Source organism: Streptomyces sp. JH14, assembly GCF_029428675.1.
GTDB lineage: Bacteria > Actinomycetota > Actinomycetes > Streptomycetales > Streptomycetaceae > Streptomyces.
Window position 1 is genome coordinate 2021334 of record NZ_JAJNEL010000001.1, and the last position, 13214, is coordinate 2034547.

The window sequence follows — 13214 nt, forward strand, 5'->3', positions numbered from 1 at the left end:
CGGATGCGGTGCATCGCAGGGCGGAGGGACGTCCTCGAGGGCGTGTTCGGGCGTTCCGACAACGCGGCGGGATGTCCCAGCCGTTGTCGTGGGCCCGCCAGGGACCACGGGGCAGCCCTTATGGTCGGAGGGTGACCTCTCTTCTGCCTGCGCTGCATGACGGATCCGGCCCCATGGCCGCCCGTGAAGCCGTCCGGTTCGGTGAACACACCCTGACGTACGCACAGTTGGCCGCGGCCTCGGGCGCGCTCGCCGCGCGGCTCGCGGGCGCGGGAAGGGTCGCCGTCTGGGCCACGCCGACCGCGGAGACGGTGGTCGCGGTGGTGGCAGCACTGCGGGCCGGGGTGCCCGCCGTCCCTCTCAACCCGAGGACGGGCACGCGCGAACTGGCACACATCGTGGCCGACAGCGCCCCGTCCGCGGTGCTGGCGGCAGCGGGCGACGTGCTCCCGCCGGAGCTCGCCGCGCTGGACCGTACGGATGTCGGCACCTCGGCGGCCGCGAACAGCACCGTCCTCCCCGAACCCTCCCCCGAGTCACCCGCGCTGATCGTCTACACCTCCGGCACCACCGGCCCGCCCAAGGGCGCCGTCCTGCCCCGCCGGGCGATCGCCGCCTCACTGGACGCGCTGGCCGACGCCTGGCAGTGGACCGGGGACGACGTCCTCGTGCACGCCCTGCCGCTGTTCCATGTGCATGGCCTGATCCTGGGCGTCCTCGGGCCGCTGCGCCGGGGCGGCTCGGTGCGGCATCTGGGGCGGTTCTCCACCGAGGGGGTGGCCCGGGAGCTGTCGTCGGGCTCCACGATGCTGTTCGGCGTACCGACGATGTACCACCGGCTGGCGGAGGCGCTGGGTACGGATTCACCGGACGCGGCCGACCTGGCGAAGGCGCTCGCCGGCGCCCGGTTGCTGGTGTCGGGGTCGGCCGCCCTTCCGGTCCACGACCACGAGCGCATCGCGGCGGCGACCGGCCGCCGGGTCATCGAGCGGTACGGCATGACGGAGACCCTGATGAACACGGGCGTCCGGGCGGACGGCGACCCCCGTCCGGGGACGGTCGGCGCACCGCTGCGGGGCGTCGGACTCCGGCTCGTCGAGGAGGACGGCACGCCGCTCGCCGATCCGGCGGCCGAGGGCGCGGTGGGTGAGATCCAGGTGCGCGGCCCGAACCTCTTCACCGGCTATCTGAACCGCCCCGACGCGACGGCGGCCGCTTTCACCGAGGACGGCTGGTTCCGTACGGGCGACATGGCCACGCTCGACACCGACGGCTATGTACGGATCGTCGGACGCAAGGCCACCGATCTGATCAAGAGCGGTGGCCACAAGATCGGCGCGGGTGAGATCGAGAACGCGCTGCTGGACCACCCGGGTGTCCGCGAGGCCGCCGTCACCGGGGAGCCGGACCCGGACCTGGGCGAGCGGATCGTCGCGTGGGTGGTGCCGGCCGACCCGGCGGCACCCCCCACGGAGGCCGAGCTCGCGGACCATGTGGCCGCCCAGCTGGCCCCGCACAAACGCCCCCGCGCGGTCCGTCACCTGGCGGAGCTGCCCCGCAACGACATGGGCAAGATCATGAAGCGGTCGCTCGGACGGTAGCCGCTCCGGGGCGAGGCGGGGTTCACGACGACGTGCGATCCGGCGCGCGGGGTGCGAGAGGGCTGGTTAGCGTGAGGAAGCGGACCGATCACCGAACCGGGAGCGCAGAGTCATGGCTGTGGAACCAGAGGGCACGCCGTGCTGGGCGGATGCGATGTTCACCGACTTCGAGGGGGCGAAGAGCTTCTACGGTGACGTGCTGGGGTGGACGTTCGGCGAGGCGTCGTCGGAGTTCGGCAACTACACGCAGGCGTACGCGAACGGCAGGGCGGTGGCCGCCGTGGTACCTCCGATGCCCGGCCAGGAAGGCCAGTCGGCCTGGTGCCTGTACCTCGCGTCGCCGGACGCCGCCGCCACCGCCGCGAAGATCCGTGACAACGGCGGTGAGGTGCTGATGGAGCCGATGCAGGTCGGCGACTTCGGCTCGATGGCGCTGGCGCGCGATCCGGCCGGGGTGGTCTTCGGCGTGTGGCAGGCGGGGCAGCACGAAGGTTTCGAGGCCAGGGCCACGCCGGGCGCGTACTGCTGGGCCGAGGTGTTCACCCGGGACCCGGCGAAGTCGGACACCTTCTTCCCCGCCGTCTTCCCGTACCGCGTGAAGCAGATGCAGGACGACGCGATCGACTTCGCGCTCTACGACCTGGGCGCCGACCCGGTGCTGGGGCGGATGAAGATGACGGACGACTTCCCGCCCGAGGTGCCGTCGTACCTCAACGTGTACTTCACCGTCGAGGACTGCGACGCGGCGGTGGCGAAGGCGACGGAGCGCGGGGCGATCCTCCGGTTCGGGCCGATGACCAGCCCGTTCGGCCGGTTCGCGGCGCTGAGCGACCCGCAGGGCGCGGCGTTCTCGGTGATCGACGTCAAGACGACCGGGGGCGACATGCCGGAGTTCTCGGACCCGTCCGCCTGAGTTGCGGGGGCCGGAGTCACTCGCCCGCAGGCGGTCGGCCCCGGCCCTGCTCCTCGGTCAGGGCTGCGGGTTCTGTGCGTCGTACCGGGCGAACCCCCGCCATCGCAGCGCGAGCAGCGACACCGCGACCACGCACGCGATGCCGCCGCCGGTGGCCGCGACGGACGGGGAGGCCAGATCGGCGACGGAGCCCGCCAGGAAGTCCCCGAGCCGCGGCCCGCCGGCCACCACCACGATGAACACGCCTTGCAGCCGCCCGCGCATCGCGTCCGGCACCGCCGTCTGGAGCATGGTGTTCCGGAACACCATCGAGACGGTGTCCGCGCACCCGGCCAGCGCCAGAAAGGTCAGCCCGAGCCAGAGCTGACGGGTCAGCCCGAAGACGGCGATGGCACCGCCCCAGCAGCTGACGGCGACGATCACCGCGAGCCCGTGCCGTCTGACCCGGCCCAGCCAGCCGGAGAACACACTGCCCAGCAGAGCTCCCAGCCCCGGAGCGGCGACCAGCAGCCCGGCGGTCTTCGCGTCCCCGCCGTACCAGACCACGGCGACGACCGGGAAGAGCGCCCGCGGCTGGGCCAGGACCATGGCGCACATGTCGGTGAAGAAGGTCATCCGGAGATTGGGCCGCCCCGCCAGGAACCGCAGCCCGTCCACCACGGACGCCCGCTTCTCGCGCTTCGCGTCGTCCTCCTCGCTCTTCGCGTCGTCGCCGCGGTCGGGAAGCATCGCGGGCAGCCGCCACATCGCGTACAGCGAGGCGGTAAAGGTGATGACATCGACGGTGTACGCGGACCGGTACCCCCACCAGCCGACCATGAGTCCGCCGAGCATCGGCCCCACCAGCGCACCGGTGGTGCTGGTCATGGAGTTGAGCGCGTTGGCGGCGGCCAGCTGATCGGCCGGCAGCAGCCGGGCGATCATCGAACTGCGGGCCGGTGAGTTGAGCGCGAAGCAGACGGCCTGCAGGGCGACGACCGCGTACAGCAGCCCCACCTGCTCCACCCCGGCGACGGTGGCGACGACCAGCGCGACAGAGAGCACGAACGAACCGAAGGAGCTGGCCAGCCCCAGTTTGCGCCGGTCGAACGTGTCCGCGACGGCCCCGCCGTACAGCCCGAAGACGACCAGCGGCAGGAGCGAACAGAACCCGATGAGTCCGACCGAGAAGGCGGACCCCGTGATGTCGTACACCTGGAGCGAGACGGCGAGGGCCGTCATCCCCTGCCCGATCCAGGAGACCATGTTCCCGAACCAGAGCCGCCGGTAGTCGGGCGAGGTCCGCAGCGGGGTCAGGTCGACGAGTATGCGTGTGCGGTGTACAGGTTCTTCGGTCGTTTCGGTCACAACGGATGGTAACGGCCCGCGCGTGAGCAGCTGCTGCCGCACCTACCGCCAATGGATTCCGGACGGGCGGGCATGCCGGGCTTTGGTATTGACGGTGCCGTTCCGGCTGGGCTTGGCGTCGAACAGCGTGGCGTACAGACCGCTTCGGCCGAGCAGTTGGGCGTGCGTACCCGACTCCACCAGACGGCCCTCGTCCAGCACCAGGATGCGGTCGGCATCGGCGGCGAGCGCCAGGTCGTGCGTGATGACGATGGTGGTGCGCCCTTCGGCGAGGCGTCGCAGCGGGCCGAGGATGCGCTGCGCCGCCAGGGCGTCGAGGCCCGTGGTGGGCTCGTCGAGAAGGAGCACGGGCGCGTCGCGGAGCATGGCACGGGCGATGGCGATGCGCTGCAGCTGGCCTCCGGAGAGCCGGGATGTGCCCGGGGAGACCACGGTGTCGTAGCCGTCGGGGAGGGCACGGATGAAGGTGTGCGCGTCGGCCGCGCGAGCGGCTTCCACGACGTCGCGGTGGGTCGCATCGGTGCGCCCGCACGCGATGTTCTCCTCGATGGTGTCGTGCAGGACGAGGGTGTCCTGCGGCAGCAGCGTGATGTTCTGGCGCAGATACGTCAGCGGCAGCTGATCCACGGACACGCCGTCCAGCCGGATGCTGCCGGAGTCCGGGTCGTAGAACCTGAGCAGCAGAGCGGCCAGCGTCGACTTGCCGGCCCCGCTGGGACCGGTGATGACCAGCAGTTCGCCGGGGACTGTGGTGAACGAGAGTTCCCGGAGAACGGGCTCATGGTTGCCGGGGTAGCGGAAGTCGACCTGCCGCGCCTCGACCTGACCGATCGCGCGCGGCCGGGCCGGTGTTGCGACGGACGTGCCCGGGTCGGTGACGGTGGGCCGGGTGTCGAGGATCTCCAGCAGTCGTTCGGCTCCGGCGGTCGCGGCGGTGGCCGTCAGACCGAGCTGGCCCAGCGAGCGGATCGGCGGGTAGAGGGAACCGACGAAGGCGGCGAAGGCGAGGAGCTGCCCGATCGTCATCCGTCCCGTGGAGATCTGCCACGCACCCAGACCGATGATCGCCAGGACGCACACGGTTTCGAGGACCTCTACGAGTTGCTCGTAGAGCTCGGCGATCCGGGTACCGGTCACCGCCGCCTTGAACCGGGCACGCGCCTTGCCGAGGAGCCGCTCTTCCTCGTCCTGCTGCCTGTTGTACGCCTGGGTCATGACGACGTTGACCAACGTCTCCTCGACCACGGCGGTGATGGCACCGTCCGCCGCACGTCCGCGCCGGGACACCGCGCGCAGCGGCCCCGTGAACACACGGGTGGTGAGGTAGAAGAGGGGGACCATGGCAAAGGTGGCGAGGGCCAGCCTCCAGCTCAGCCACACAGCTGCGGCAGCGTAGAAGAGGGCGTTGAAGAGAGCGGTCGCAGCCCCGACGATGCCGGAGACCACGAGGGCTTCGATGGCTTCCACATCGCCGGTGAGCCGCTCGACCAGGTCACCGCGGCGATTGCGCTGGTAGAAGTGGGGCGGCAGCGTCTGCAGATGACCGAAGACCTTGGCCCGCAGCCGCATCACGAAGCGTTCGGCGGTCCAGACCGCGAGCGAGCTGCAGAGATACCCCATGATCCCACCGATGATGGCCACGGTGAGCCACTGACCAGCAGGTTTCCAGAAGGCACTGACGGATCCCTGCTGCAGAGCATTGTCGGTCAGTTCGGCGAAGAGAAGGATGGTGATGGTCTCCGCGACCGCGGAGACCATGGCCAGGACGCAGATGAGCAGCAGCCAGCGTCGGTCGCCGTAGGTAAGCGGCCAGAACCGCCGGAACGACCGCACCACGCTGATGGGGTCGGTACGGATCGGAACGTCCGTCACCGATTCCGGGGGCGGCTCGTCGGTGCGCGCAAGGGGGCCGAGAAGACGCATGGGCCTCACATCACTAAGGAGTGCGGAATGCGGACCGCCGCCAGAGCCTCTTCCCGGATCGGGCCGGATCGCGGCGCGAACTGTGATGCCGTCGTGATTCAAGCCTTGAGGAGCGCCCGCCAGAGGCCGCAGCCGACATGGTCCGACCGGGAGGCCTCCGGGGCGCGGGCCCCAAAACCACGAAGCGGACCCGCGCGATCGCGCGGGCCAGCCTCGTGTAGGGGTTTTGGGATTTTCGGGATTCTGGGTGGGCGGGTCAGTAGCCGTAGCCGCCGCGGCCGAAGCCGCGTCCGAAGCCGCGTCCGTAGCCGCGTCCGTAGCCGCGTCCGAAGCCGCGTCCGAAGCCGCGTCCGAAGCCGCGTCCGTAGCCGTAGCCGTAACCGCCGTAGCCGCCCCAGCCGCCCCAGCGATCCCTGCCACCCCCATGGCGGAAGATGTCACGAACGTTCATCTTCGCCTCCTTTGGGAAGTTTGGTATGCCGCTCCCTGTTTCTGCCGCGGCACTATCGACACTACGACGCCTCCACGGGACCAACAAGTCGTACGCGTACGAATTCGGGCAAAAGCCGTAGTTCCAGGCAAATATTCGGGGTATCGACCTGCGCGACCGGCAGGCCAAGGCGCCTCGCAGGGCTTGTCATCGGCACAACCGAGCCCGCCCACACCCCCCTGACAGAAGGGGCCGGAGCAGCCGCACGCGCCGCGGATCCGGGTCGACACCCGGCGGGCACCCAAAGGAGGCAGGGTGCGACAGAGCAGCCGCGGAGCGTGACGGCGCGCCACTGCCGGCTCGAAGCCCCACCCCGAAGCCACGGTGCGCGGAATGCCTTGCTCACGCAAGAAAATTGCCCGTACTGAGCGTCAGGGCGCAGACGCGGGACGCCACAGCTCCCGCACGCCCTCTCAACACCAAAGCCGGTCGGCCCACTTGACGCGCACCCGGACGAAACCGGTTGGTGTGTACGGAGTTGGGGCTCCGCAAGGCAGGCCTCGCACGGAGCCCCGGCCGCATGCGCGGTCGGGGCTCTGGCCCTGATGGTCGGCCTCTGGGCCGACAGGGGGCCTGTATATGGCCTTCAGCGTGTCTTGCACGTTCGACGCCGCCGCGCGTGCATCCTTGTCCCAGGAAGCTGGAACGATCCTGCACTGCGGCCGTCGCGGTGGGGCGGGTGGGACTCGAACCCACGGCCGACGGATTATGAGTCCGCTGCTCTAACCGGCTGAGCTACCGCCCCTTTTCGGCGTGGCGCGTACATGTGTGCGCGCCTTCTGCCGCAGCATAGCCGGTCATACGATCTCCCGCTCCGGATGGTCGGCTTCGCCTGACCATGAGGACTTCGCTGCTCGCCGCCCGGTTCCGGACAGCGCGAAGAAGAGGCGGAAGAGTCCGGAACGGCCTGCGAACCGGCCTCCGGCCCGGCACACGAAAAAGGACCCCGAAGGGTCCTCTTCCGCTCTGCTCCCCCGACTGGACTCGAACCAGTAACCCTCCGGTTAACAGCCGAATGCTCTGCCAATTGAGCTACAGGGGATCGCGCTCCCCCGACTGGACTCGAACCAGTAACCTGCCGGTTAACAGCCGGCTGCTCTGCCAATTGAGCTACAGGGGATTGCTGCGTTTGCACCGAACCCTACCTGCCTGGCTGCTGCCGGGCGGCGCGCGTTCGCTGCGACACATACATTAGCGCAAGCAGGGGGGTGCTCCGCCAATCGGTATCTCCCCGGGTGATCTCGGGTGCCGACGGGTAGGCGGGCAGCACACGTCGCACGCAGCATTCCGCAGCAAGCACGGGAGCAGGAGAAGGGTGGCAGCCATGCGGTACCGGCTCACGTTCATCGCCGGACTGGCCCTCGGTTACGTACTCGGCACACGGGCCGGACGCGAGCGCTACGAGCAGCTGAAGAAGTCCGCACGCCAGTTCGCCCAGAACCCGGCTGTGCGCAATACCGCCGAGTCCGCGGCGCAGAACAGCCGCGAGTTCGCCGGCAAGGCGTACCACGCGGTGAGCGAGAAGGTCGGTGACAAGGTGCCCGCGTCGGTGGCCGCGCGGGTGCGGTCGGTGCGGGAACGGGGTCAGGGCCTCGAGGACGACTGGGGCACCAGCAACACGTGACAGGGGCGACGCCCCGCCGTCCGTACGGGAAAGCTCCGGCAGTGCGGCAGAATCTTCATCATGGGCATAGTCGCCGGCTTGGACAGTTCCTCGGCCTTCACACACATCGTCGTCTGCGATGCGGACACGGGTGCCGTACTCCGGCAGGGGTACGCGGCGCATCCCGTCGAGGCGAAGGCCGCCGAGGCCGACCCGCAGGTGTGGCTGCTCTCACTCGGTGAGGCGGCCACCGGCGGGCTGCTCGAAGGTGTGCAGGCCATCGGGGTGTCCGCGCAGCAGCACGGTCTGGTGCCGCTGGACCGGCAGGGCAACCTCGTACGTCCGGCGCTGCTCGGCAACGACAAGCGGGCGCAGGTCGCCGCGGCCGACCTGATCGACGGGCTCGGCGGGCGGCAGGCCTGGGCCGAGGCGGTCGGGTCCGTACCGCAGGCCGCCCAGCCGGTGGCGAAGCTGCGGTGGCTGGCGCGGACCGAGCCGGAGGCGGCCCAGCGGGTCGCTTCGGTGCTGCAGCCGCACGACTGGCTGGTGTGGCAGCTGCTGGGCCGGCCGAACCGGCGGACCACCGACCGGGGCGCCGCGTCCGGGACGGGGTACTGGTCGGCGGGGACCGGTGCGTACCGGCCCGATCTGGTGGAGCTCGCTCTCGGACAGCAGGCCGTGCTGCCGGAGGTGCTGGGTCCCGCCGAGGCCGCCGGGACGACGCCCGAGGGCCTGCTGATCTCGGCCGGGACCGGCGAGACGATGGCCGCGGCGTTCGGGCTCGGCGTCGGGGCGGGCGACGCCGTGGTGTCGCTGGGGGCCTCGGGGTCGGTGATGGCCGTGCACCACGAGGCGCTGGCCGATCCGTCCGGGACGATCACCTCGTTCGCGGATGCCACCGGGATGCATCTGCCGGTCGTGCACACGCTCAATGCGGTACGGGCGCTGCGGGGCACCGCCGAGATGCTGGGTCTGGAGAATCTGGAGGAGCTGTCCGCGCTGGCGCTGAAGTCGACGCCGGGCGCGTCCGGACTCGTGCTCCTGCCGTATCTGGAGGGCGAGCGCACCCCGCAGCTGCCGCATACGGCGGGCACGCTGAGCGGGCTGCGTCGCGAGTCGATGAAGCCGGAACACCTGGGGCGGGCGGCGTTCGAGGGGATGCTGTGCTCACTGGCCGACGCGCTCGACGTGCTGCGCGGCCGAGGGGTCGAGGTCCGGCGGATGTTCCTGCTGGGGGCGGCCGCCGAGCTGCCGGCGGTGCAGGCGATCGCGCCCGCACTGTTCGGTGCGCAGGTCGTCGTGCCGCAGCCGGCCGAGTACGCGGCGCTGGGTGCGGCCCGGCAGGCGGCCTGGGCGCTCGGGGTCTCGCAGGGGCGGCTCGACCCGCGCACTCCGCCGGCCTGGCAGGGTGCGGCGGCACAGGTGCTGGAGCCCGGCGAGGATCTGCCGGTCGGTCAGGCGGTGCGGCAGCAGTACAGGGCGACGCGGGACCAGATTCATCCTGGGGCGTTCGACTCCGCGCTCTGAGTCCGGCGCTCTCGGTGACATGGGGCGCGGCCGTAGGTGACCGGGTCACGATTTTGACCTGGGCTTGAGGAAAATCGTTCGCGACCGCGGTGTGCCATGCCGGAAAATAAGTCGGTTCCCGACCTACCTGCCGACTCCGAGAGACACGCGTGCTCATAAAACTCCTGCGGGCCTATCTCGGTCCGTACAAGAAACCGATCGTGCTGCTGGTGGCGCTCCAGCTGCTGCAGACCTGCGCCACCCTCTATCTCCCCTCCCTCAACGCCGACATCATTGACAACGGTGTCATCGAGGGGGACACGGGCTACATCCTGGAGTACGGCGGCATCATGATCGCCGTCTCCGTCGCCCAGGTCGTCTGCAACATGGGGGCCGTCTTCTACGGCGCACGCACCGCCGCCGCGCTGGGCCGCGACGTCCGGGCGTCGGTCTTCGACCGGGTGCAGTCGTTCTCGGCACGCGAGGTCGGGCGCTTCGGCGCACCGTCGCTGATCACCCGTACGACCAATGACGTCCAGCAGATCCAGATGCTGGTCCTGATGACGTTCACCATGATGGTCTCGGCGCCGATCATGTGTGTCGGCGGCATCATCCTGGCGCTCGGCCAGGACGTTCCGCTGTCGGCGGTGCTGCTCGCGGTGGTGCCGGTGCTCGGCATCGCGGTGAGCCTCATCGTGAGGAGGATGCGGCCGCTGTTCCGCACGATGCAGGAGCGGCTCGACACGGTGAACCGGGTGCTGCGCGAGCAGATCACCGGCAACCGGGTCATCCGCGCCTTCGTCCGCGACGGGTACGAGGAGAAGCGGTTCCGCGGCGCCAACACCGAGTTGACCGATGTGGCACTCTCCACCGGGCGCCTGATGGCGCTGATGTTCCCGACCGTGATGACGGTCGTGAACGTGTCGTCGATCGCCGTGGTCTGGTTCGGGGCGCACCGGATCGACAGCGGCGGGATGCAGATCGGCGCGCTGACCGCGTTCCTCTCCTATCTGATGCAGATCGTCATGTCGGTGATGATGGCCACCTTCATGTTCATGATGGTGCCGCGCGCCGAGGTGTGCGCCGAACGCATCCAGGAGGTCCTGGAGACCGATTCGAGCGTGGTGCCGCCGGTCGCGCCGGTGCGTGAGCTGCGCGCCCACGGTCATCTGGAGGTGCGGGGTGCGGACTTCCGCTACCCGGGCGCCGAGGAGCCGGTGCTGCGGTCGGTGGATCTGGTGGCGCGGCCCGGCGAGACGACGGCGATCATCGGGTCGACGGGCAGCGGGAAGTCGACGCTGCTCGGGCTCGTACCGCGGCTCTTCGATGTGACCGACGGCCAGGTACTGGTCGACGGCACGGACGTGCGGACGCTGGAGCCGGCGCTGCTGGCGAAGACGGTGAGCCTGGTTCCGCAGAAGCCCTATCTGTTCTCCGGGACGGTCGCGACGAACCTGCGGTACGGGAACCCGGACGCGACCGACGAGGAGCTGTGGCACGCGCTGGAGGTCGCGCAGGCCAAGGAGTTCGTCGAGGAGCTGGAGCACGGCCTGCACGCACCGATCGCGCAGGGCGGCACCAATGTCTCCGGCGGACAGCGGCAGCGCCTCGCGATCGCGAGGACGCTGGTGCAGCGGCCGGAGATCTATCTCTTCGACGACTCGTTCTCCGCGCTCGACTATGCGACGGATGCCGCGCTGCGCGGGGCGCTGGCGCAGGAGACGGCCGAGTCGACCGTGGTGATAGTGGCGCAGCGGGTGTCCACCATCCGTGACGCGGACCGGATCCTGGTGCTCGACGAGGGGCGGGTCGTCGGATCCGGCACCCATCACGAGCTGATGGACGGCAACGAAACATACCGGGAGATCGTGCTCTCCCAGCTGACGGAAGCGGAGGCCGCGTAATGGCCGGGCCTGGCGGACGCATGATGGCGGGCGGGGCGCCGACCGACCGGTCCATGGACTTCAAGGGGTCCTCGAAGCGGCTGTTGCGGCGCTTCGCAGCGGAGAAGACCACGCTGTACATGATGCTGACGGCCGGTGTGCTGAGCGTCGCGCTCTCGGTCGTGGGGCCGAAGATCCTCGGCAAGGCCACCGACCTGGTGTTCGCCGGGGTCATCGGCCGGCGGCTGCCGGAGGGGACGACGAAGGAGCAGGCCGTCGAGGGCCTGCGCAAGACCAACGGCGGCCTGGCCGACCTGCTCTCCGGGGTCGACTTCACCCCCGGCCAGGGCATCGACTTCGATGCGGTGGGCAACGTCCTGCTGACGGCGCTGGCGGTCTATGTCGGTGCCGGTCTGCTGATGCTGGTGTCGACGCGGCTGTCGATCCGGGTGATCAACCGGATCGTGTTCCAGCTGCGCGAGGACATCCAGGCGAAGCTTTCGCGGCTGCCGCTGTCCTACTTCGACCGGGCCAAGCGTGGCGAGGTGCTCAGCCGGGCGACGAACGACATCGACAACATCTCGCAGACGCTGCAGCAGACGATGGGGCAGCTCGTCAACTCGGCGCTGACCATCGTCGGCGTGCTGATCGTGATGTTCTGGATCTCGCCGCTGCTGGCGCTGGTCGCGCTGGTGACGGTGCCGCTGTCGGTGGTCGTGGCGACGAAGGTCGGCAAGCGGTCGCAGCCGCAGTTCGTGCAGCAGTGGAAGGTGACGGGCAAGCTCAACGCCCACATCGAGGAGATGTACACCGGGCACACCCTGGTGAAGGTCTTCGGGCGGCAGGAGGAGTCCGCGAAGGACTTCGCCGAGCAGAACGACGCACTGTACGAGGCGAGCTTCCGGGCGCAGTTCAACAGCGGGATCATGCAGCCGCTGATGATGTTCGTGTCGAACCTGAACTATGTGCTGATCGCCGTCGTCGGTGGGCTGCGGGTGGCGTCGGGTGTGCTGTCGATCGGTGACGTCCAGGCGTTCATCCAGTACTCGCGGCAGTTCTCGATGCCGCTGACGCAGGTCGCCTCGATGGCGAACCTGGTGCAGTCGGGTATCGCCTCGGCCGAGCGGATCTTCCAGCTGCTGGACGCCGAGGAGCAGGATCCCGACCCCGAGACGGGTACGCGCCCGGCGGAGCTGCTCGGCAGCGTCTCGCTGGAGAAGGTGTCGTTCCGCTACGACCCGGACAAGCCGCTCATCGAGAACCTGTCGCTGAACGTCGAGCCGGGCCACACGGTCGCGATCGTCGGCCCGACCGGCGCCGGCAAGACGACGCTGGTCAACCTGCTGATGCGGTTCTACGAGGTGACGGGCGGCCGGATCGCTCTCGACGGGGTCGACGTGGCGAAGATGTCGCGCGACGAGCTGCGGTCGGGGATCGGCATGGTCCTGCAGGACACCTGGCTGTTCGGCGGGTCGATCGCGGACAACATCGCGTACGGCGCCGCGCGCGAGGTCACCCGGGAGGAGATCGAGGAGGCGGCCCGGGCAGCCCACGCCGACCGCTTCATCCGTACCCTGCCGGACGGTTACGACACCGTGATCGACGACGAGGGCACCGGGGTCAGCGCGGGCGAGAAGCAGCTGATCACCATTGCGCGGGCGTTCCTGTCGGACCCGGTGATCCTGGTCCTCGACGAGGCGACGAGCTCCGTCGACACCCGTACCGAGGTGCTGATCCAGAAGGCGATGGCCCGTCTCGCGCACGGCCGCACGAGCTTCGTGATCGCGCACCGGCTCTCCACCATCCGGGATGCCGACATCATCCTGGTGATGGAGAACGGGGCGATCGTCGAACAGGGCACGCACGACGAGCTGTTGGACGCGCGGGGGGCGTACGCCCGGCTGTACGCGGCGCAGTTCGCGCAGGCGGTCGCCGAGGTGGACTGATC

General features: G+C 69.8%; 9 protein-coding genes and 3 tRNA genes. 6 read left to right on the top strand and 6 right to left on the bottom strand.

Features of this window, described 5'->3' with window-relative positions:
- Positions 1-131 precede the first annotated feature (131 nt).
- Together LRD69_RS09180 and LRD69_RS09185 are read left to right on the top strand one after the other, a co-directional pair.
- Entirely contained in the window at positions 132-1601 is a 1470-nt protein-coding gene (locus LRD69_RS09180) for an acyl-CoA synthetase (protein WP_277326068.1), read from the top strand.
- A 112-nt stretch (positions 1602-1713) separates the two neighbouring features.
- Positions 1714-2514: a VOC family protein gene (locus tag LRD69_RS09185; protein ID WP_277326069.1), complete on the top strand. Its 801-nt coding sequence runs from the start codon at positions 1714-1716 to the stop codon at positions 2512-2514.
- 57 nt (positions 2515-2571) lie between these two features.
- Here the strand turns inward: LRD69_RS09185 and LRD69_RS09190 are convergent, their stop codons facing one another.
- From LRD69_RS09190 to LRD69_RS09215, 6 genes are all read right to left on the bottom strand, one after another.
- Positions 2572-3861 carry an MFS transporter gene (locus LRD69_RS09190; RefSeq protein ID WP_277326070.1) on the bottom strand — a complete coding sequence of 430 codons (1290 nt, stop codon included), beginning with the start codon at positions 3859-3861 and terminating at the stop codon, positions 2572-2574.
- 42 nt (positions 3862-3903) lie between these two features.
- On the bottom strand, positions 3904-5784 hold the full coding sequence (locus tag LRD69_RS09195) for an ABC transporter ATP-binding protein (protein ID WP_277326071.1): 1881 nt from the start codon (positions 5782-5784) through the stop codon (positions 3904-3906).
- Positions 5785-6040: 256 nt separating this feature from the next.
- Complete coding sequence (locus LRD69_RS09200) at positions 6041-6235, bottom strand: hypothetical protein (RefSeq protein ID WP_277326072.1); 195 nt, start codon at positions 6233-6235, stop codon at positions 6041-6043.
- A gap of 710 nt (positions 6236-6945) precedes the next feature.
- Positions 6946-7019 (bottom strand) — tRNA-Ile (locus LRD69_RS09205).
- Between the two features lie 224 nt (positions 7020-7243).
- Positions 7244-7316, bottom strand: a tRNA-Asn gene (locus LRD69_RS09210).
- A gap of 5 nt (positions 7317-7321) precedes the next feature.
- Positions 7322-7394: transfer RNA gene (locus tag LRD69_RS09215), tRNA-Asn, on the bottom strand.
- Positions 7395-7598: 204 nt separating this feature from the next.
- Here LRD69_RS09215 and LRD69_RS09220 point away from each other — a divergent pair.
- The 4 genes from LRD69_RS09220 to LRD69_RS09235 all read left to right on the top strand — a co-directional run bounded on the left by LRD69_RS09220 (position 7599) and on the right by LRD69_RS09235 (position 13212).
- A complete protein-coding gene (locus LRD69_RS09220; protein WP_277329676.1) occupies positions 7599-7898 on the top strand; it encodes a YtxH domain-containing protein in 300 nt (99 codons plus the stop codon).
- A gap of 60 nt (positions 7899-7958) precedes the next feature.
- Positions 7959-9404, top strand: coding sequence for an FGGY family carbohydrate kinase (locus tag LRD69_RS09225; RefSeq protein ID WP_277326073.1), 1446 nt, complete (start codon positions 7959-7961; stop codon positions 9402-9404).
- A gap of 149 nt (positions 9405-9553) precedes the next feature.
- The gene (locus LRD69_RS09230; protein WP_277326074.1) at positions 9554-11287 is read left to right on the top strand and encodes an ABC transporter ATP-binding protein; all 1734 of its coding nucleotides are present in this window, start codon (positions 9554-9556) and stop codon (positions 11285-11287) included.
- Entirely contained in the window at positions 11287-13212 is a 1926-nt protein-coding gene (locus LRD69_RS09235; RefSeq protein WP_277326075.1) for an ABC transporter ATP-binding protein, read from the top strand. The genes LRD69_RS09230 and LRD69_RS09235 overlap by 1 nt, the downstream gene beginning before the upstream one ends.
- The last annotated feature ends 2 nt before the right edge of the window (positions 13213-13214 follow it).